The following is a 19,350-nucleotide window of genomic DNA, read 5'->3' on the forward strand; positions in this document are numbered from 1 at the left end:
TATCGGATACATTCCTGTATCGAACAGGGCGACGGAGGTCTCGGCGATGACGGCGCAGGACACGGCCCGGAGGGTCACCAAGCGGCGGGCGCGGACGCGGGCCAACCTGCTCGACGCTGCCTTCGCGGTGTTCGCCGCCAAGGGCTTCGGCCGCGTCTCCATCGAGGAGGTCTGCGAGGCCGCCGGCTACAGCCGGGGCGCCTTCTACTCCAACTTCGCCACCCTGGACGAGCTGTTCTTCGCCCTCTACCAGGAGCGCGCCGACCTCATCGCCGCCCAGGTGGCCGACGCCCTCGCCCTGGACGGGCCCGACCTCGACGTGCCCGCCTCCGTGGACCGGGTCACCGAGGTCCTGCTCCTCGACGTGGACTGGCTGCTGGTGAAGACCGACTTCCTGGTGCACGCGGCCCGCGACCCGGCCGTCGCGCACGCCCTCCTCGACCACCGCACCCGGCTCCGGGAGGCCATCGCCGACCGGCTGTTCCGGGCCCGCGGCCACACCGAACTGCCCGCCGTGCTCGGCGACGCCGACGGCGCCGCCCGCGCGGTGGTCGCGGCCTACGACGGCGTCACCACCCAGCTGCTGCTGGACAAGGACGTCGACGCGGCCCGCACCTGGCTGGGGCAACTGCTCACCGCCCTGCTGACCGACGGCAGCGGCACCCCGGCCTGAGCCGCAGACGGAAGCAGACACGAGCAGACACAAGCAGACGCAAGCGGAAGGAAGGAACGGACGCCATGGACGCGGACGTCATCGTCGTCGGAGCGGGCCTCGCCGGCCTGGTCGCGGCGCACGAACTCACCAGCCGGGGCCGGCGCGTCGCCCTGGTCGACCAGGAGAACGCCGCCAACCTCGGCGGCCAGGCGTTCTGGTCCTTCGGCGGGCTCTTCCTCGTCGACTCGCCCGAGCAGCGGCGCCTCGGCATCAAGGACTCCTTCGACCTCGCCTGGAACGACTGGCGGGGCAGCGCCCGGTTCGACCGCCTGGAGGACGAGGACTCCTGGGCGGTGCGCTGGGCCCGCGCCTACGTCGAGTTCGCCGCCGGCGAGAAGCGGTCCTGGCTGGAGGGACACGGCATCACGCTGCTGCCGACCGTCGGCTGGGCCGAGCGCGGCGACCTGCGCGCCGACGGGCACGGAAACTCCGTACCCCGCTTCCACATCGCCTGGGGCACCGGCACCGGCGTGGTCGAACCCTTCGCCCGGTACGCCCGGCAGGCCGCCCGGGACGGGCTGCTCACCTTCTACCACCGCCACCAGGTCGACGAACTCGTCCTCGAGGACGGAGCGGCCCGCGGCGTGCGCGGCACGGTCCTGGCCGACGACGACGCGCCGCGCGGCGTGGCCTCCAACCGCGACCGCGTCGGCGACTTCGAACTCACCGCCCGGGCCGTGATCGTCACCACCGGCGGCATCGGCGCCGACCACGACATCGTCCGCCGCTACTGGCCCGAGCGGCTCGGCACGCCCCCCGCCGAGATGGTCACCGGCGTCCCCGCCTACGTCGACGGCCGCATGCTCGACATCAGCGCCGAGGCGGGTGTGCGCCTGGTCAACCGGGACCGCATGTGGCACTACACCGAGGGCCTGCAGAACTGGAACCCGATCTGGCCGGGCCACGGGATCCGCATCCTGCCCGGACCGTCCTCCGTCTGGCTCGACGCCCTCGGCCGCCGCCTGCCCGACCCCTGCCTGCCCGGCTACGACACCCTCGGCACCCTGAAGTACCTGCGCACCACCGAGGACATCGCCGGGTACGACCACTCCTGGTTCGTCCTCACCCGGAAGATCATCGAGAAGGAGTTCGCGCTCTCCGGCTCGGAACAGAACCCCGACATCACCGCCAAGGACCGGGCAGCCGTGCTGCGCGACCGGCTGCTCGGCAAGGGAGCCCCCGCACCCGTCCAGGCCTTCCTCGACAAGGGAGCGGACTTCGTCACCGCGGACAGCCTGGAGCGGCTGGTCGAGAAGATGAACGGCCTCACGGACAAGCCCCTGCTCGACGCGGCCGAGGTGCGCCGCCAGATCGAGGCCCGCGACCTGCAGATCGCCAATCGGTACAGCAAGGACTCCCAGGTCCAGGGCATCCACAACGCCCGCCGCTACATCGGCGACCGCCTCGGCCGGGTCGCCGCCCCGCACCGCATCCTCGACCCGGCGGCGGGCCCGCTGATCGGCGTCCGGATGCACGTCCTGACCCGAAAGACCCTCGGCGGCATCCAGACCGACCTCGACTCCCGCGCCCTCGGCCCCGACGGCACGCCCGTCGGCGGCCTGTACGCGGCGGGCGAGGTGGCAGGCTTCGGCGGCGGAGGCGTCCACGGCTACAACGCCCTGGAGGGCACCTTCCTCGGCGGCTGCCTGTTCTCGGGCCGCGCGGCGGGCCGGGCGGCGGCGCAGCAGACGGGCTGACGTCAGCCCTTCAGCAGGTCCGCCAGCACCGTGGCATGGCTCCGTTCCGGAGTCTTGGACGCCGTGAGCAGCGTGACCGGCCCCTTGCGGGCCGACTTCCTGAGGCCGTCGAGGAGTTCGGCGGCCTCAGGAGCGGTCAGCTCCGCCTCGTAGCGGCCGCGGAACTCCTCGTACGAGCCCTCGCCCGCGTGGTACCAGCGGCGCAGCTCCGCCGACGGCGTGAGTCCCTTGGGCCACTCGTCGACCTGCGCCGCCTCCTTGGCGACGCCACGCGGCCACAGCCGGTCCACCAGCACCCGCAGGCCGTCGTCGGACTCCGGCGGCTCGTAGATCCGGCGCACGCGCACGCTCACGGTCTGGCTCCCCTCGGTCGCGGACGGCTCTGCGAGCGTACTTCGGCCGCCCCGCGACACCGGGCGGCAACGCGGCGTGACTTGACCTGAATGAGGGGGAAACGGAGACAGTCGCGGCCCTAGTCTGTGGACGAATGATCATCGCCACCCCCGAAGGAGCGCCCATGACGGCAGCGCACAGACAGACCTCACCACGACGCACCGCGGTCCTCCGCCGTGAGGCGGTCCTCGCCACCGTCCCCGTCGCCGTGGCGGCACTGCTCGGCGCCGCCGGAACGGCGTCGGCCGGCACCGTCGGCACCTCGGGCGCCGGTGACCCGTACTTCCCGCTCAGCGGCAACGGCGGCTACCACGTCAAGCACTACGACCTGACGCTCCGCTACGACACCACCTCCCGGCGCCTGGACGGCAAGGCGGTCCTCACCGTCCGCGCCACCCAGAAGCTGACCCGGTTCGACCTGGACCTCAAGGGCCTGAAGGTCACCGGCGTCACCGTCGACCGCACCGCCGCCGGCTTCCGCCGCGACGGTCAGGAACTCGTCGTCACCCCGCGCCACACGCTGCGCAAGGACCAGGAGTTCCGGGTCACCGTCACCTACCACGGCACCCCCAAGTCGGTCACCGACCCGGACGGCTCCGCCGACGGCTGGATCCGCACCGACGACGGGGCGTTCGTCGCGGGCGAGCCGCAGGGCGCCATGACGTGGTTCCCGGGGAACAACCACCCCAAGGACAAGTCGTCGTACGACTTCACGATCACGGTCCCGAAGGGGCGCACCGCCGTCGCCAACGGTGTCCTGCGCGGGCAGCACACCGAGAACGGCCGCACCACCTTCCGCTGGCACCAGGCCGAGCCCATGGCCTCCTACCTGGCCACCGCCACCGTCGGCAAGTTCAAGGTCGAGCAGTACACCACCCACGACGGCATCCAGATCTACAACGCCGTCGACGCCCGTGAGGCGCGCGCGGCCGCGCCGGTGCTGAAGAAGCTGCCCTCCGTACTGGAGTGGGAGAGCAAGCTGTTCGGGCCGTACCCGTTCCGCGCGGCCGGCTCCATCGTCGACCACGCACCGGACGTCGGCTACGCCCTCGAGACCCAGAGCCGGCCCCTCTACGACTCGGCTCCCGACCTGAGCACGCTCGTCCACGAAAGCGCCCACCAGTGGTTCGGCGACTCCGTCTCGCTGACCGCCTGGAAGGACATCTGGCTCAACGAGGGCTTCGCGACCTACGCCGAGTGGCTCTACAGCGAGCAGCACGGCGGCGACAGCGCCCAGAAGACCTTCGACGCGCTCTACGCCCGCCCGGCGAACGACGGCCTGTGGGCCTTCCCGCCCGGTGACCCGGGCAGCGGCAAGAACCTCTTCGACACGCCCGTCTACGCCCGTGGCGCGATGGTCCTGCACGAGCTGCGCAAGACGGTCGGCGACCAGGACTTCTTCCGCATCCTGCGCACATGGGCGACCGAGCACCGGGCCGGGCACGGTACGACGGCCCAGTTCGTGAAGCTCTCCGAGCGGGTGTCCGGCAAGGACCTGGACGGTCTCTTCCACACCTGGCTCTACACGAAGGGCAAGCCGAGCAAGGCCTAGCGGCTCCGCTGCCGGAACCTGACGGGTTCCAAACATGTGTCGGCCAGGGTCGACCCATGTTCGATCGCAGAGCCGCCGTCGCTCTCCTCGTCTCCCCGCTGCTGCTCACCGGCTGCGGCGGCGGAGCCGAGGCGACCGGGCGCCGCACTCCCGCGGCCCGCCCGGCGCCGACGGCCACCCCCACACCGCCCCCCACGTCCGAGCCCCTGGTGGAGCCGGCACCCCGGCGGATGGCCGGCCTCGGCCCCAAGATCCACGCCGCGATACCGGACCGCTCCCGGCAGGCCGTCGTCGTCACCGGGCGCGGCAGGAACTCCCCGCTGTCCACGGTCGTGCTGCACGAGCGCTCCGCCACCGGCTGGCAGCCGGGTACCGTGTGGCCCGCCCACAACGCATTGCGCGGCTGGAGCACCCACCACACGGCCGGAGACCTGCGCTCCCCGGTCGGCGTCTACACCCTCAGCGACGCCGGCGGCCTGCTGGCGGACCCGGGCAGCAGACTTCCGTACCACCACTCCAGCGGCTTCGTCTCGCCCGGCACCGGCTTCGAGGGCGAGCCGCTGGCCGGGACCTTCGACTACGTCGTCGCCATCGACTACAACCGCAGGCCGGGCACCTCGCCCCTCGACTGGACCCGCCCCCTGGGCCCGGGCCGCGGCGGCGGAGTCTGGTTCCACGTCGACCACGGTGGCCCCACCCACGGCTGCGTCAGCGTCGCCAAGTCCCACATGAAGGACCTCCTGCGCACCCTCGATCCGAAGCTGCATCCGGTGGTCGTCATGGGGTACGCCGACTGGCTCGCCCTCTGAGCGGCCTAGGATCCGAACTCGTGTGCGCACATGTGCTGGTCGCCGAGGACGACGAGAAGCAGGCCGAACTGATCCGCCGCTCCCTGCTGGCCGAGGGGCACACCGCCACGGTGGTGCACGACGGCGCCGCCGCTCTCGACGCGGCCCGGCGCCTGAGACCCGACCTGGTCGTGCTCGACCTGATGCTCCCGGTGATCGACGGCTTCGGGGTGTGCCGGGTGCTGCGCGGCGGAGAGGACCCGGACATCCCCGTGGTGATGCTCACCGCCCGCGCCGCCGAGGACGACGTGCTGCTCGGGCTGGAGCTGGGCGCCGACGACTACATGACCAAGCCGTACAGCCCGCGCGAGCTGATGGCCCGGATCCGCACCGTCCTGCGGCGCAGCGGGCGCGGCGGCAGCGTCCGGGACGACGATCCGGTCGTACGGGCCGGGGGGATCGGCGTGGACCCCGTACGCCACGAGGTGCGCTGTGACGGAAAGCCGGTGGAGTGCACGCCGGCCGAGTTCCAGATCCTGCTGGCCATGGCGGGGGAGCCCGACCGGGTGTTCTCCCGGCGGCAGTTGCTGCAGTGCACGCGTGGCTTCGACCGGGCCTCCACCGAGCGCGCCGTCGACGTGCACATCATGAACCTGCGCCGGAAGATCGAGGCCGACCCGCGGAGGCCGATGCGTCTGGTGACGGTGTTCGGCGTCGGCTACAAGCTGACCGGCGGCCGGCCGTGAAGCGCCGCGTACCGCTGCGCAAACGGCTGCTCGTCCGGCTGCTGTTCGTCTCGGCCCTCATCGCCGTCTGCTCGGTGGCGGCCACCGCCTGGCTCGCGGTGACGACCACCACCAGCGCCCTCAAGGAGGAACAGGGCCAGGACCTCGCCGCCGACAACAGCATCCTCGCCCAGCTCAGCGGGTACGCCGCCGCCCACCCGGACTGGACGGGTGTCCGGCGCACGGTCCGTGACCTGGCCCGCGGCACCGGTCGGCGCATCGCCCTGACGAACGCCGACGGCACCCTGATCGCCGACTCCGCGCCCCGCGGCACCCCGCTGCCGCCCCGGCCCGCCGCCACCGTCGACCCCCTGCGCACCGACACCTACACCGACTCCGGGAGTCTGCTCAGCGGCATCGATCCCCGGGTGGTGGGGCCGTACCGGGTCACGGCCGGGGAGCGGGACCGGCTGGACGCGCTGGCCGCCAAGCGCAGGGAGTGCTACGAGCACTACGGCGTCGACGGCACGGTCGTGCGGACCCCGAGCGGCCGACCCGTGGTCAGCACCCCGGAGGACACCGACATCTCCTACGCCTCGCAGCAGTGCGCGGACGGGCAGCTGAACACCCCCACGCCGACGGAGGAGCAGGCCCTGACCGAGCTCACGAGGCTGGCCCGGCCGTGCCTGAAACGGGCGGGGCTGGACATCGGCGGCCGGCTGTTCCTCACCTTCGACCCCAGCGCGAGGGATCCCTTCGGCGGCGGCTTCCTGGTGGCCAAGACCCCCCGGGTGGCCGACAGCAGGGCCGCCGTCCAGGCGTCGAAGAACTGTGTGCTGAGCGCCCGCCGCATCCAGCTGGAGCCGTATGTCGCCCCGGTCGCCGACCTGTTCCTGGGCATCGGGGACCAGAACCCCTCCCGCTTCGACATGTCCACGGGCAACAAGGCCAAGGTGGTCGGCGCGGCCGGACTGGTCCTCGCCGTCACCGTCGCCGTGACCGCCGTCGTCGCCGTACGGCTGGTACGACCCCTGCGCGCGCTGACCGCGGCCGCGCAGCAGCCGCCCGAACGGCATGTGCGGGTGCCGGTGACCACCCGGGACGAGACCGGCATCCTCGCCGAGGCGTTCAACGACCTGACCGAGCGACGCGAACGCCTGGAGGCCCAGCGCAAGGCCATGGTCAGCGACATCGCCCACGAACTGCGCAGCCCGCTCACCAACATCCGCGGCTGGCTGGAGGTCGTCCGCGACGGAGTCGTCGACCCGGACCCGGCCCTGCTGGCCTCCCTGCACGAGGAGTCGCTGGTGCTCCAGCGGATCATCGACGACCTGCAGGACCTCGCGGCCGCCGACGCCGGCACGCTGCGCCTGCACCGCGAGCCGCTGCACGCCGGCGACCTGCTCGACCAGGTCGCCGCCGCCCACCGGGTCGCCGCCGACGCCGTCGGGGTCGCCCTGCGCACCGAGGCCGACGACACCGCCTGGCTGGACGCGGACCCCGTGCGCATGCGGCAGGCGCTCGGGAACCTGGTCTCCAACGCGCTGCGGCACACCCCCGCCGACGGCACGGTCGGCCTGGCCGCCCGCCGCGACGGCGAGTCGGTCCTGCTGACCGTCACCGACACCGGCTCGGGCATCGCCGCGGAGGACCTGCCGCACGTCTTCGACCGGTTCTGGCGCGCCGAGAAGTCCCGCAGCCGCCGCACCGGCGGCAGCGGCCTCGGCCTGCCCATCGTCCGCCACCTGGTCGCGGCCCATGGCGGTACGGCGGAGGCGGCGAGCGAGCCTGATGCGGGCGCGGTGTTCACCCTGCGGCTGCCGGCCGCTCCGGCGCCGGCGGACGCCCCGTGATCCGGGCACGGGGCGCCGCACCGCTGCGGTCGGCCGCGGGTCCCTCCTTCCGCGGAACCTGCCGGATGCCGGCCCTAGGCCCTGTCGTCAAATTCCCGTCTGCCCCGCGACGCCTGGCACGCACTCTCGCCGCACCGGGCGAAAGCCCAAGTACGTCCAGTACGAGGACTTCCGCCCGGCACGCCGAGAGCACGCACCAGACGCCGCGAGGCCGCCCTTCGGGCGACGACGGGAATTTGACGACAGGACCTAGCGCGGACGCCGTGCCCCCATGCGCCGGGCCCGGGCGCGGCGTTCCGTCTCCGTCATGCCTCCCCAGACGCCCGCGGCCTGTCCGGTGTCCAGTGCCCAGCGCAGGCACTCCTCGCGGACGCCGCAGCGGCCGCACACCGCCTTCGCCCGCTGTGTCTGCACCAGTGCCGGTCCCGTGGTGCCGATCGGGAAGAAGAGGTCGGGTTCCTCGCGGCGGCATGCGGCGCGGTCTCGCCAGTCGTCCATCAACGTCACCTGCGATCGAGGTCGTACCTGCCCCTGGAAGATGCGTACTCGCCTTCGGGTCACCTGTCGATGCGCGGTGAAACGACGGATACCGGCCGCGTCACTGTTCCCGGACACCCCACGGGGAGCCGTACTCGGTCAGCAGGTCGAGGAAGGGACGTGCGGGGAAGGCCTCCGGGCCGAGGACGCCGGTGCCCGACCAGGCGCCGGTGGCGAGCAGTTCGAGGGCGACGACCGGGTTGACCGCCGTCTGCCACACCACCGCCTGACTGCCGTACTCCGTCATGGACCACTCGTTGTCGACGACGTGGTACAGGTACACCTCGCGCGGCGCCCCGTCCTTCGTGCCGCGCACCCAGGTGCCCGCGCACGTCTTGCCGCGCATCCGGTCGCCCAGCGTCGCCGGATCGGGCAGGCACGCGGCGACCACGTCCCGCGGCGAGACGGCGACCGGTCCGTCCGGGCCGGGCACGGTCACCGCCTCGGTGCGGTCGAGTCCCAGCCGGTGCAGGGTCTTCAGCGTCTCGATGAACTCGCCGCCCAGGCCGTACTTGAAGGTGACCCGCTCCGCGCCGACCCAGCGCGGCACCAGCAGCACCTCCTCGTGCTCGACGTTCACACACTCCACCGGGCCGATGCCCTCCGGGAAGTCGAACACCTCAGGCTCGCTGAACGGGGGCGTGGTGAACCAGCCGCGCCCGGCCTCGTACACGACCGGCGGATTCAGGCACTCCTCGATGGTGGTCCAGATGCTGAAGGAGGGTGCGAAGTCGTAGCCTTCGACGGTGAGGTTCGCGCCGTCGCGGATGCCGATCTCCTCGATGGTGTCGAAGAGTTCGTCGGCCGCGTGGCGGGCGAAGACGTCCGACAGTCCGGGCTCCACGCCCATGCCGACCAGGGCGAGCGCGCCCGCCTTCTCCCACTCCTCGGCCAGCGCGAACTGCTCGTCGCCCAGCTTGACCCCGCACTCCTCGTACGGTCGTTCGGGGTGGCGCCGGGACAGGGACATCGCCATGTCGACATAGCCTGCGCCGGCGGCGCGCGCGGCGCGGAACAGGGGCATGACGAAGCGCGGGTCGGTGGCGTTGAGCAGGACGTCGCAGCCGTGGTCGGCGAGCAGCCGGGCCACCTCGGCCTCGTCGGAGGCGTCCACCCGCTCGGCGCGGAACCGGCTTCCGGAGTCGCCGAGGGCCGCGACCGCCGCCTCGGCCCGGGCGGGGTCGTAGTCGGCGACCACCATCAGGTCGAGGAACGGGCGGCGGGCCGCGATCCGGGTGATGGCGGTGCCCACACCGCCGGCTCCCACGAGCAGTACACGCATGACGAACTCCTTGCCTGACACGAACGTAACGGGGACGGGGCAGGCGCGCCTTGCCGGGAATCCAACGCCGGGGCATGACGTAAGGTCAATGGCGTTGGCATAAGGAGCGCAGGGAGGACCCGCCGTGCCCAAGCCCGTGGTGCCCGAGGAGAAGCGCCGCCGGCGCCGTCCGACCCGCAGCGGCACCGTGCTGTCCGAGCCGCTCATCGTCGAGACCGCGCTGCGTCTGCTGCGTGAGCACGGCAGCACCGGGCTCACCGCGCGCCGCCTCGGTCTCGCCCTGGACTGCGACCCCAGCACGCTGTACCGGTACTTCCGCGGCATGGACGACCTGACCCTGGCCATCGGTGACGCGCTCATCGGTCAGGCCCTGGCGGGCTGGGAGCCGACGGGACAGTGGCGGGCGGACCTGCGGACGATCGGGCTGCGCATCCACGCCGCGTACGTCGCGCACCCGCAGGCGGCGCTGCTGACCGCCAGCCGGGTCACCGGGCGCGCCCAGGAACTGGCCGCCGACGAGGCGGTACTGGACGTCCTGCGCACGGCCGGGTTCTCCCTGCCGGAGACGGTCCGCGTCTACCACGCCTTCATCGACCAGACGCTGGCCTTCGCCGCCCTCGACGCCGCGTCCCTGGCCCTGCCGAGTGCCTCCCAGCGGGCCGACGAGGACAAGTGGCACTCGACCTACGCCCGGCTGCCCCGCGCCACCCACCCCCGCATCGCCGAGGCGGCCCCGCTGCTGGCCCGGCGCATGGTCACCAGCGCCTACCCGACGGCCCTGGAGATGCTGCTGGACAGCGCGGCCGGGCGGCTCGCCCCGCAGGTGCCCTGACCTCCGCCGTCACCGGCGCAGTGCCTCGGCCGCCGTAGCCGTCACCGCCTCGGCCAGTGCCGCCAGCGCGGGGGAGTCCAGTTTCCACTGCTGCCAGTACAGCGGGAGGTCGACCCACTCCCGCGGGGCGAGCAGGACCAGGCGGCCCTCCGCCAGCAGTGGCCGGGCCTCGGGCTCCGGGATCATGCCCCAGCCGAGGCCCGCGGTGACCGCTTCGGCGAAAGCCTCGGAGGACGGCACGTAGTGCCGCAGCCGGCCGGCGCCCGTGCCCCCCAGCCGCCGTACGAAGCCGTCCTGGAAGTCGTCCTTGCGGTCGAAGACCACGACGGGCGCCTCGGGCAGGAGGTCCCGCAGCGGCCCGTCCAGATACCGCTCGGCGAACCCGGGTGCGGCCGCGGCCAGGTACCTCATCCGGCCGAGCGGGCGGACCGAGCAGCCCGGCACCGGTTCGGGCGAGGAGGTCACGGCCGCCATCACCAGGCCCTCGCGCAGCAACGCCGCCGTATGCGCCTCGTCCTCCCGGTGCAGCTCGTAGCAGAGACCCTCCACCCGGGTGAGTGCCCCGAGGAACCAGGTCGCCAGCGAGTCCGCGTTCACCGCGACCGACACCCGCGTCGGCTCGCCGGCACCGCTCAGGCCCAGTTCGCCCCGCGCGTCCCGCTCCAGCCGGGCCAGCTGCCGGGCGAACCGAACCAGCACCGCCCCGGACTCCGTCGGGCGCACCGGCTTGGTGCGCTGCAGCAGCACCCGGCCGGTGCGCTGCTCCAGCGCCTTGACCCGCTGGCTGACCGCCGACGGCGTCACGTGCAGGGCCGCGGCCGCCGCGTCGAACGTGCCCTCGTCCACCACGGCGAGCAGCGTCCGCACCTGCTCCAGGGGAAGCTCCTCCATCACGGGCGCTAAGGATACGTAAGAATCTTTAGCTGTACCTGCAGTGATCGTCTGCTTAACGTCGACGGTATGAACCACGCACTGACCGCCGCGGCCGCCGGATTCGGCACCGGCCTCTCCCTGATCGTCGCCATCGGCGCACAGAACGCCTTCGTCCTGCGCCAGGGGGTGCGCCGGGACGCCGTCCTCGCCGTGGTCGGGATCTGCGCCCTGTCCGACGCGCTGCTCATAGCCCTCGGGGTCGGCGGGGTCGGCGCGGTCGTGGTGGCCTGGCCGGGCGCGGTACGGGCCGTCGGGCTCATCGGCGGCGCGTTCCTGCTGTGCTACGGCGCCCTCGCCGCCCGCCGCGTCCTCAGGCCCGGTACCGGCCTGCGCGCGGAGGGCGAGGCGGTCGGCTCACGGCGGCGCGCCATCCTGACCTGCCTGGCGATGACCTGGCTCAACCCGCACGTCTACCTCGACACCGTGTTCCTGCTCGGCTCCCTCGCCGCCGACCGCGGCCCGCTGCGCTGGACGTTCGGGCTCGGTGCCGCACTCGCGAGCCTGTGCTGGTTCGCCGCGCTGGGCTTCGGCGCGCGGCTGCTCGGCCGCTTCCTCGCCCGGCCCACCGCCTGGCGGGTCCTGGACGGCCTGGTCGCCGTCACCATGCTCGCGCTCGGCGCCACGCTCCTCGCCGGATCCTGAGGTACCGGATCCTCAAGCGCCGGATCCTGGAACAACCCGTTCGGCAGGCGAGGAGGTTGCTGCCATAGTGAGGCTCGAAATCGAAAGATGTATCGAGCAACCAGGAAGCCCGTGGACACGAGCGAGAGCAGCACCGAACCCGACGCCGACGCCGAGAGCGAAAGCCCGGCCGCCCCTGCCCCGCCCCGGCGCGGCTGGCGTCGCTGGGCGATGGACACCCGGCCGCTGCGCATCCCCGCCTACCGTCGGCTGTGGTCGTCGACCGTCGTCACCGCCGTCGGCAGCCAGCTGACCGCGGTCGCCGTCCCGAAGCAGATCTACGACATCACCCACTCCTCGGCCTGGGTCGGCTACGCCAGCCTCGCCGGTCTGGTGCCCATGGTGGTGTTCGCGCTGTGGGGCGGGGCGGTCGCCGACACGGTGGACCGGCGCAAGCTGCTGCTGGTGACCAACAGCGGCATCGCCGTGACGTCGGTGCTGTTCTGGACGCAGGCCGTCACCGGCCTGGACTCCGTCGTGGTCCTCATGCTGCTGCTCGCCGTGCAGCAGGCCTTCTTCGGCCTCAACTCCCCGGCTCGCACCGCCTCCATAGCCCGCCTCGTCCCGGCCGAGCAGCTCGCGGCGGCGGGCGCGCTCGGCTCGACGGTGATGCAGACCGGCCTCGTCGCGGGTCCGCTGCTGGCCGGAGCGCTGATACCGGTCATCGGGCTGCCCGAGCTGTACCTGATCGACGCGCTGGCGCTGTGCGTCACCGTGTGGGCGGTGTTCCGGCTGCCCGCGCTGCCGCCGCTGGGCGCCGGGCCGGCCCGCCGGGCCGGGGTGCGCGAGATCGCGGCCGGGTTCCGCTACATCTCGGGGCACAAGGTGCTGCTGCTCTCGTTCCTGGCCGACATCGTGGCCATGGTCTTCGGCATGCCCCGCGCCCTGTTCCCGCAGCTGGCCGCGCAGACGTACGGCTCACACGGCGAAGGGCTGGCGCTCGGTGTGCTGTTCGCCGGGATCCCGGTCGGCGCGGTGCTCGGCGGCCTGTTCTCCGGCGTCTTCTCGCGGGCGCGGCGGCACGGCTGGATGGTCATCGGCGCGGTCGTCGGCTGGGGCGTGGCCGTCGCCGGGTTCGGACTGAGCGGCAACCTGTGGGTGGCCATGGCCTTCCTCGCCGCGGCCGGGGTCGCCGACATGGTCTCCATGGTGTTCCGCGGGGCGATCCTGCTGTCCGCCGCGACCGACGAGATGCGCGGCCGGATGCAGGGGGTGTTCACCGTGGTCGTCGCGGGCGGTCCGCGCCTGGCCGACGTGCTGCACGGCACCGCGGGCTCGGCGTTCGGCCCCAGGGCTGCCGTGGCGGGCGGGGGCGCGCTGGTGGTGGTGCTCATGCTGGGTCTCGCCGCCGCGGTCCCGGCGCTGCGGCGCTACCGGATCTGAAGCGCCCCGTCAGGGGCGCGGGGCTGTGTCGATGTGCGGCTCCGTCGTGCGGGCGGGACCGGCCACGGCGGAGCCGCAGCGGACCGACGGCGCATCGCGGTACCTCCGGTGGAACTCAGAGCGGGCCGCTGCGCCGCCGGAGCGTGTACTGATCCATCAGCTTGCCGCGGGTCGTCTCCAGCCGGTTGGCGAGGATCTCGGCGACCGTGCGCACCAGCGACAGCCCGAGCAGCGGGTCCTCCACGCAGAGCGCGAGCACCGACGGTCCGTCGAACTCGTAGGCCCGGACGTTGCTGAAGGCCACGGCGCCGAAGTCCCACTCGTACGGCGGAAACAGCCAGGACCAGCCGAGCATGTCGCCCGCGCCGAGCGTGGCCACGGTGACCCGCTGCCGGGCGGTGACCTGCTGGTCCAGGTGGACCGCGCCGGAGCGGACCACCCAGAAGCGGTCGGCGGTGCCGCCCGCCTCGAAGATGCGGGTGTCCTCCGGGAAGGACACCTCCTTGGCCAGCTCCATCAGCCGCTCGCGCTGGGCCTGCGGGAGGGCGGTCAGCAGCTTTATCGCTTTGGTCATGGCGCGGGACTCCTCGCCGGCTGCGGTTCGGGTGGTTTCCCCAAGCCCATTTCAGCCGCTGCCGCCGTCCGGGGCACCTCGAAGGAAGCGGGTTTCTGCCGGCGATGTGCCGCGGAGGCATGAAAAAGCCCTGGCTGGACGGGGGAGACCAGCCAGGGCCGTATGCGGCGGTGAAGGAGGACGGTTTCGGTCGACTCCGTCACCACTTATTGATGAACGATAAACCATCTTCCCGGAATTCGCCCAATCGGGAGCGGGTCGCGTGACTCGTTTCACTCCGGACGGCACACCGGTGGCCTGAGTACTTGCAAGCCGAGTTTGCCGTGTGCGCGGGCGGGCAGGCGCAATTTTGCTTCCGTCCAGGACCTGAAGACCTCTGTTCAGGAGCGATTCCGCATGCTGACCGACACGATCTCCGTCGCCTCGATGCGGCGGACCCACGACGACGCCCCCGACACCGCAGCCCTCTTCGCGCGGCTCGTGGAACTGGACGACGGCCCCGAACGGAACGCCGTCCGCGACGAACTGGCGACCGAGTGGCTGCCCATGGCCCACCGGATCGCAGGCCGGTTCCGCGACCGCGGGGAGTCCACCGAGGATCTGCGCCAAGTGGCCGCGCTCGGCCTGGTCAAGGCCATCGACCGGTACGACCCCTCCCGGGGGGCCTTCGAGAGCTACGCCGTCCCGACCATCACCGGTGAGGTGAAGCGGCACTTCCGGGACCGGATGTGGGCCGTGCGGGTGCCGCGCCGGGTGCAGGAACTGCGCAACCGGGTGCGCCTGGCCCGCCGTGAACTCATCCAGCACCCCGGTGCCCTGGAGCCCACCGCCGCCGACATCGCCGCGCACACCGGCCTCACCGAGGAACAGGTCACCGAGGGCGTGGAGGCGCTGGAGAGCTTCAGCAGCCTCTCGCTGGACGCCGAGCTGTCCACCGGCGACGACGGGCACAGCCTGGCCGACACGCTGGGTGCCACGGACTCCTCGTACGACGTCGTCGTCGACCGGGAGGCCGCCAAGGAGGGGCTGCGCCGGCTCCCCGAGCGGGAACGGGCCATCCTCTACATGCGCTACTTCGAGGACATGACACAGAGCTGCATCGCCGACCGGCTCGGCATCTCCCAGATGCACGTCTCCCGGCTCATCAACCGCAGCTGCGCCCGGGTACGTGCCGTGGCGCTGGGGCAGCGGCAGGGCGACCGGACCGCCGGGTGACCGGCCGTCACTTCCCGGACCGCTCCCGCGCGATGCCCAGCGGCCGGGCCAGACCCGACACGGCCTCGTCCAGGCGCTGCAGATGCCGCAGTACCCGGTCGGTCACCCGGCCGTAGCGAGGGGTGCGCAGGGTGCCCGGTTCCAGCATCGACGCGATGCTGGGGCCGGTCTCGATCTCCACCGTCGAGCGAGGGTCGGCGACATGCGCGGCGATCGCCTCGATGTTGTGCACGATCCGCCGGCCCGCCCCGCGCAGCCGGGGATCGGCCGCGATCGACGGGTGCGTCGGCAGCAGCTCGGCCGTGGCCGCGAGCGAACGCGCGTGGTAGGCGCAGGTCTCCAGCAGGGCCACCACGTACCGGGCGGTGTCCCTGCGGCCGCGCTGCGGGGCGATCGGATGGGTCAGCGGCTGGGTGGCCGCGCGCAGATCGGCCAGCGCCTGGTCCAGATCGCGCGCCTGGTCCACCAGGTCGGCCGGCGGCGCGCCGCTCAGCTGGTCCATGGCGGCCCGGGTGACGAACGCCAGCTTGTCGAGGACGCCGACGAGCAGGTCGTCGGTGCGCCGGTCGGTACGGACCGGCAGCACCACCGCCGCCGCGATCATCCCGCAGGCCGCGCCGAGCGCCGTCTCCTCCACCCGCACCACCAGCACCGACACGCTGTAGGTGCTCAGCAGCGTGTACAGCAGGCCCAGCATCGCCGTCACGAAGAACGACATCAGCGTGTAGGACAGGGGCGCGGTGAAGAACATCGCGAAGACGCACACCAGCACCAGCGCGAACGCCGTCCAGGTGTGGTGTCCGACCAGTCCCGCGAGTCCGATGCCGGCCACCACGCCCAGGACCGTGCCGACCAGCCGCCGGTAGCCCTTCACCAGGATCTCGCCCGTCGACGCGGTGTTCAGGAAGACGATCCAGCAGGTCAGCACCGCCCAGTACCAGCGCTGGCTGGACAGCAGCTCACCGCCCACGATGGCCAGGGCCGACCCGACGGCCACCTGCACGGCGGCCCGGGTGGTGGGCCGCCCGAGCCCGGTCGGCTCCGGCTTCGCGGGCTCGGTCTCCTCGCCGCTCTCGATGGCGGCGTCCTCGGCGTCCAGCTCCTCGCGGGACCGGGCCGTCGCCGGGGTGTCGTCGGACTCGTCCTGCGGCCCGTCCAGGGCGATCCGCAGCCCGAGGACGGCCCGCGCGGCCTCGCCGAGACCCCGGAAGACGTCCTGTACGGCCGGGGAAGCCTTGGGCAGGTTCTCTTCCTCGCGGTAGCCGAGCAGCCGGTTGCGCACCTGCGCCAGCGCGGTTCCCGAGGCCTCGCCGACCGGGCGCAGCACCAGCAGGCGCAGCGCCTCCAGGTCCCGGCGCAGCACCGTCGTCGCCTCGTCCCGCACCGGCAGTGCGCCGCCGGACGGGAGGGGCGCGCCGGGCAGGTGCAGGGTGAGCGTGTCCGTCCGTTCGGCGCTGCGCGCCGTGAGCAGCAGCAGACCGAGCCGTTCGGCGGCGATCTCGGCGTCGGCGACACGGCGCTGCAGCAGGCGGGCCGTCGCCTCGTCGGCGGTGCCCTCCTCCAGCCGGCCCTGGATCATCAGCGCCGTCTCGTGCAGCCGGGCGGTGCCGGTGCGCAGGTGCTCCAGCACCTTCTCGGCCTCGTCGGGGCCGGCGTCCAGCAGTTCGATCTGGGCCGCGACCAGCTGCCCGAGCCGGGCCCTGAAGGCCCGCCGCAGCAGGCCGAGGGTGCCCGCCGGGGTCTCGGGCAGCAGGACGAACCGGGCGGCGGCGCTGCACACGAACGCCACGGTGATCACGCCGTACAGGGCGGGCAGCGTGGTGGTGGTCGCGCGCACGAACAGGGAGAGGAAGTAGATCTGGAAGCCGATCAGGCCCAGCGCCGTGCCGCGGTCGCCGAACCGGCGGCCGTAGACGGCACAGAAGATGAGAACGACGAAGAACACGTCGCCCACGACGACCCACTGGTTCAGCAGCGCGCTCAGCGACACCGAGGCGAGCGCCACCGACAGGCCCAGTGCGAGGGTGACGGCCTGCCGGGAGCGCTGCTTCTCGCGGAGGGCGAAGGTCGCGACCATCGAGGCCATGGCGCCCGCGACGAGCTGCGGGACCGGGACCCGCAGCAGGGCCAGCACGGCAAGGGTGAGGACGATGGCGGCCACCGTGCGCAGACCCGCGGTGAGCCGCAGCAGCCCGGGATCGGACGCCGCGAGCCGGACCCGCACCCGTGCCCACCCCGACCGAACCGCTGCCCTCACGCCGCCGCGCTCTCTCCCGTGCCGGAACTTGATCTCCGTCCCAGCATGGCACGGCGGCCCGGCCCGCCCGCCCTCGGCCGGCTCGCTACTCGCCCTCGGCCAGCGTGTACGCGACGAGCGCGTTGGCGTGCCCGTGCCCGAGGCCGTGCTCGGACTTGAGCCAGGCCACCAGCTCCATGTGCTTGGTCAGCGGGGAGGTACGGATCAGCTCCTGCCATTCGGCGACCGGACGGCCGTACTTCTTCTCGATCGAGGGGAAGTAGCTCGCCGGGCCCTTCACGGTCTTCTCGGTCATGGCGGTGTGTCCCATCCGTGCGACGTGTGCTGATCACCGGAGAAGACCGCCGACCGACCGGGAAGTGATCGGCAGTCTCCGGTGATCCGGATCACATCAGTAACTCGCGGCGTCTCCACCCTCCACCCGGGCGCGGACCTGTTCCGGCGTCAGATAGGTGTCCGTGTACTCGAAGTCCTTCAGCCGGGCCGGCTTGCGGGACTGGAAGCCGGTGCGGACGAAATCGTCGCCCGCGACCGCGTTCAGCAGCCAGTTGGTCAGGACGCGGGTCTTGGCGACGTTGGTGCGCAGCGCCGACCAGTGGTAGCCGCGGGCCACCACCTGCGCGGGCAGACCCCGCAGCTCGATGCCCAGCGGCTTGGACACGGCGTCCTTGCCGCCCAGGTCGACGACGAGGCCCAGGTCCCTGTGCACGTACGGCACCAGCGGCTGGCTGCGCAGGGTCGCGATGACGTTGTCGGCGACCTTCCGGCCCTGGCGCATGGCGTGCTGGGCGGTGGGCGGACAGACCGCGTTCTCCTCGGCCTTGGTCTTGTCGGGCACGGCGGCCGCGTCGCCGAGCGCGAACACCCCGTCGTGACCGGGCAGGGTCATCTCGGTGGTGACCGCGAGCCTGCCGCGGACCGTCTCCGCGCCGAGCGTGGCGATCAGCGGGCTCGCGACCACACCGGCCGTCCAGATCAGGGTGTGCGTCGGCACCACCCGGCCGTCGGTGAAGGTGACCTCCTCGGCTCCCGCCTTGTCGATCGACACACCCAGCGAGACGTCGATGCCGCGCCGCCGCAGGATCTCCTGCGCGCTGCGGCCCAGTTTGTCGCCCAGCTCCGGCATGAGCTTGGGCGCGATGTCGATGAGGTGCCACCTGATCAGGTTCGGGTCGAGCCGCGGATAGCGCTGCACGGCCGCGTGCGTGAGCCGTTGCAGACAGGCCGCGGTCTCGGTGCCCGCGTAACCGCCGCCGACCACCACGAACTGGAGCCGGGCGGCCCGCTCGGCCGGATCGTCGCTGGCGTCCGCGAGGTCCAGCTGCGCGATGACGTGGTCGCGGATGTAGGCGGCCTCGGCGAGGGTCTTCATCCCGAACGCGTGCTCGGTGAGCCCCGGGATGTCGAAGGTGCGGGTCACGCTGCCCGGTGCCAGCACGATGTAGTCGTACCGCTCGTTGACGACGTCGTCCGTGAGGGTGCGGATGACACAGACCTTGGACTTCAGGTCGACGCCGATCGCACCGCCCGGGATGATCCGGGTGCGGTACTTCCTGCTGCGGCGCAGCGAGACGGCGATCGACTGCGGTGTCAGCACACCGGAGGCGACCTGGGGCAGCAGGGGGAGGTAGAGCTGGTAGGAGAACGGCGTCACCAGCGTGACGTCGGCCTCGTCCGGGGCGAGCTTCCGCTCCAGGCGGCGGACGCACTCGACTCCGGCGAAGCCTGCGCCAACCACCAGGATCCTGGGTCGTGTCACGGTGTTCATCCCTCTCTGCGGCTCCAGGCGGTCCGACTCGACGCCGTTCGCGTGCCCGGGATCGCTGCGGGCACACCGATCCCACCGTGCACCGAGCCGTTCCGCCAGCTGGGTGCGGCAGGCAGACGAACGCGTGGGCACCAGCATGCCCCCGCTGGGGCTCGTAGTAACCAG

At 72.5% G+C, this 19,350-nt stretch carries 18 protein-coding genes; 10 read left to right on the forward strand and 8 right to left on the reverse strand.

Going from position 1 to position 19,350, the window contains the following annotated elements; translation table 11 throughout:
• Window positions 1-46: 46 nt before the first annotated feature.
• Complete coding sequence (locus FB157_RS20330; RefSeq protein WP_145881688.1) at window positions 47-673, forward strand: TetR/AcrR family transcriptional regulator; 627 nt, start codon at window positions 47-49, stop codon at window positions 671-673.
• A gap of 65 nt (window positions 674-738) precedes the next feature.
• Complete coding sequence (locus tag FB157_RS20335) at window positions 739-2,412, forward strand: FAD-binding dehydrogenase (RefSeq protein WP_145881690.1); 1,674 nt, start codon at window positions 739-741, stop codon at window positions 2,410-2,412.
• Window positions 2,413-2,414: 2 nt separating this feature from the next.
• Here FB157_RS20335 and FB157_RS20340 read toward each other — a convergent pair whose 3' ends face one another.
• Window positions 2,415-2,765, reverse strand: a complete 351-nt coding sequence (locus FB157_RS20340) for a DUF488 domain-containing protein (protein WP_145881691.1) — start codon at window positions 2,763-2,765, stop codon at window positions 2,415-2,417.
• A gap of 164 nt (window positions 2,766-2,929) precedes the next feature.
• Here FB157_RS20340 and FB157_RS20345 point away from each other — a divergent pair, with 164 nt between their 5' ends.
• The 4 genes from FB157_RS20345 to FB157_RS20360 are packed head-to-tail and all read left to right on the forward strand — an operon-like array spanning window position 2,930 to window position 7,723.
• Window positions 2,930-4,357 (forward strand): M1 family metallopeptidase, encoded by a 1,428-nt coding sequence (locus tag FB157_RS20345; RefSeq protein WP_145881693.1) that lies wholly within the window; start codon window positions 2,930-2,932, stop codon window positions 4,355-4,357.
• 56 nt (window positions 4,358-4,413) lie between these two features.
• A complete protein-coding gene (locus tag FB157_RS20350) occupies window positions 4,414-5,166 on the forward strand; it encodes a L,D-transpeptidase family protein (protein ID WP_145881695.1) in 753 nt (250 codons plus the stop codon).
• Window positions 5,167-5,186: 20 nt separating this feature from the next.
• Window positions 5,187-5,891, forward strand: coding sequence for a response regulator transcription factor (locus tag FB157_RS20355; protein WP_145881697.1), 705 nt, complete (start codon window positions 5,187-5,189; stop codon window positions 5,889-5,891).
• The gene (locus FB157_RS20360) at window positions 5,888-7,723 is read left to right on the forward strand and encodes a cell wall metabolism sensor histidine kinase WalK (protein ID WP_145881699.1); all 1,836 of its coding nucleotides are present in this window, start codon (window positions 5,888-5,890) and stop codon (window positions 7,721-7,723) included. Before FB157_RS20355 ends, FB157_RS20360 begins: the two co-directional genes overlap by 4 nt.
• Window positions 7,724-7,972: 249 nt before the next feature.
• Here FB157_RS20360 and FB157_RS20370 read toward each other — a convergent pair whose 3' ends face one another.
• Both FB157_RS20370 and FB157_RS20375 read right to left on the reverse strand, forming a co-directional pair.
• A complete protein-coding gene (locus FB157_RS20370) occupies window positions 7,973-8,221 on the reverse strand; it encodes a WhiB family transcriptional regulator (protein WP_097256599.1) in 249 nt (82 codons plus the stop codon).
• 100 nt (window positions 8,222-8,321) lie between these two features.
• A complete protein-coding gene (locus FB157_RS20375; RefSeq protein WP_145881701.1) occupies window positions 8,322-9,542 on the reverse strand; it encodes a saccharopine dehydrogenase family protein in 1,221 nt (406 codons plus the stop codon).
• A gap of 124 nt (window positions 9,543-9,666) precedes the next feature.
• Between FB157_RS20375 and FB157_RS20380 the strand changes: the two genes are divergently transcribed.
• The gene (locus FB157_RS20380) at window positions 9,667-10,374 is read left to right on the forward strand and encodes a TetR/AcrR family transcriptional regulator (RefSeq protein WP_145881703.1); all 708 of its coding nucleotides are present in this window, start codon (window positions 9,667-9,669) and stop codon (window positions 10,372-10,374) included.
• Window positions 10,375-10,383: 9 nt separating this feature from the next.
• On the opposite strand, the gene FB157_RS20385 is transcribed toward FB157_RS20380, so the two are convergent.
• Complete coding sequence (locus tag FB157_RS20385) at window positions 10,384-11,268, reverse strand: LysR family transcriptional regulator ArgP (protein ID WP_186581587.1); 885 nt, start codon at window positions 11,266-11,268, stop codon at window positions 10,384-10,386.
• Between the two features lie 66 nt (window positions 11,269-11,334).
• Between FB157_RS20385 and FB157_RS20390 the strand changes: the two genes are divergently transcribed.
• Both FB157_RS20390 and FB157_RS20395 read left to right on the forward strand, forming a co-directional pair.
• Window positions 11,335-11,949, forward strand: coding sequence for a LysE/ArgO family amino acid transporter (locus FB157_RS20390; protein WP_145881705.1), 615 nt, complete (start codon window positions 11,335-11,337; stop codon window positions 11,947-11,949).
• A gap of 111 nt (window positions 11,950-12,060) precedes the next feature.
• Window positions 12,061-13,371, forward strand: coding sequence for an MFS transporter (locus tag FB157_RS20395; RefSeq protein WP_145881707.1), 1,311 nt, complete (start codon window positions 12,061-12,063; stop codon window positions 13,369-13,371).
• Window positions 13,372-13,486: 115 nt separating this feature from the next.
• On the opposite strand, the gene FB157_RS20400 is transcribed toward FB157_RS20395, so the two are convergent.
• The gene (locus FB157_RS20400) at window positions 13,487-13,945 is read right to left on the reverse strand and encodes a cyclic nucleotide-binding domain-containing protein (protein ID WP_145881709.1); all 459 of its coding nucleotides are present in this window, start codon (window positions 13,943-13,945) and stop codon (window positions 13,487-13,489) included.
• 396 nt (window positions 13,946-14,341) lie between these two features.
• Between FB157_RS20400 and FB157_RS20405 the strand changes: the two genes are divergently transcribed.
• Window positions 14,342-15,160 carry a SigB/SigF/SigG family RNA polymerase sigma factor gene (locus tag FB157_RS20405; RefSeq protein ID WP_145881711.1) on the forward strand — a complete coding sequence of 273 codons (819 nt, stop codon included), beginning with the start codon at window positions 14,342-14,344 and terminating at the stop codon, window positions 15,158-15,160.
• 7 nt (window positions 15,161-15,167) lie between these two features.
• Here the strand turns inward: FB157_RS20405 and FB157_RS20410 are convergent, their stop codons facing one another.
• The 3 genes from FB157_RS20410 to FB157_RS20420 all read right to left on the reverse strand — a co-directional run bounded on the left by FB157_RS20410 (window position 15,168) and on the right by FB157_RS20420 (window position 19,185).
• The gene (locus FB157_RS20410) at window positions 15,168-17,384 is read right to left on the reverse strand and encodes an FUSC family protein (protein WP_145881713.1); all 2,217 of its coding nucleotides are present in this window, start codon (window positions 17,382-17,384) and stop codon (window positions 15,168-15,170) included.
• A gap of 118 nt (window positions 17,385-17,502) precedes the next feature.
• Entirely contained in the window at window positions 17,503-17,712 is a 210-nt protein-coding gene (locus tag FB157_RS20415; RefSeq protein WP_145881715.1) for a DUF4287 domain-containing protein, read from the reverse strand.
• 96 nt (window positions 17,713-17,808) lie between these two features.
• Window positions 17,809-19,185: an NAD(P)/FAD-dependent oxidoreductase gene (locus FB157_RS20420; protein WP_145881717.1), complete on the reverse strand. Its 1,377-nt coding sequence runs from the start codon at window positions 19,183-19,185 to the stop codon at window positions 17,809-17,811.
• Window positions 19,186-19,350: the final 165 nt, after the last annotated feature.

It is taken from the genome of Streptomyces sp. BK340, from assembly GCF_007827595.1.
Taxonomy (GTDB): Bacteria; Actinomycetota; Actinomycetes; order Streptomycetales; family Streptomycetaceae; genus Streptomyces.

Excerpts from the sequence above, each read along its gene's own strand:
- FB157_RS20330 (WP_145881688.1), top strand. The coding sequence starts at position 47 with ATGACGGCGCAGGACACGGCCCGGAGGGTCACCAAGCGGCGGGCGCGG.
- FB157_RS20415 (WP_145881715.1), bottom strand. The coding sequence starts at position 17,712 with ATGACCGAGAAGACCGTGAAGGGCCCGGCGAGCTACTTCCCCTCGATC.
- FB157_RS20405 (WP_145881711.1), top strand. The coding sequence starts at position 14,342 with ATGCTGACCGACACGATCTCCGTCGCCTCGATGCGGCGGACCCACGAC.
- FB157_RS20390 (WP_145881705.1), top strand. The coding sequence starts at position 11,335 with ATGAACCACGCACTGACCGCCGCGGCCGCCGGATTCGGCACCGGCCTC.
- FB157_RS20350 (WP_145881695.1), top strand. The coding sequence starts at position 4,414 with ATGTTCGATCGCAGAGCCGCCGTCGCTCTCCTCGTCTCCCCGCTGCTG.
- FB157_RS20375 (WP_145881701.1), bottom strand. The coding sequence starts at position 9,542 with ATGCGTGTACTGCTCGTGGGAGCCGGCGGTGTGGGCACCGCCATCACC.
- FB157_RS20345 (WP_145881693.1), top strand. The coding sequence starts at position 2,930 with ATGACGGCAGCGCACAGACAGACCTCACCACGACGCACCGCGGTCCTC.
- FB157_RS20420 (WP_145881717.1), bottom strand. The coding sequence starts at position 19,185 with ATGAACACCGTGACACGACCCAGGATCCTGGTGGTTGGCGCAGGCTTC.
- FB157_RS20400 (WP_145881709.1), bottom strand. The coding sequence starts at position 13,945 with ATGACCAAAGCGATAAAGCTGCTGACCGCCCTCCCGCAGGCCCAGCGC.
- FB157_RS20370 (WP_097256599.1), bottom strand. The coding sequence starts at position 8,221 with ATGGACGACTGGCGAGACCGCGCCGCATGCCGCCGCGAGGAACCCGAC.
- FB157_RS20335 (WP_145881690.1), top strand. The coding sequence starts at position 739 with ATGGACGCGGACGTCATCGTCGTCGGAGCGGGCCTCGCCGGCCTGGTC.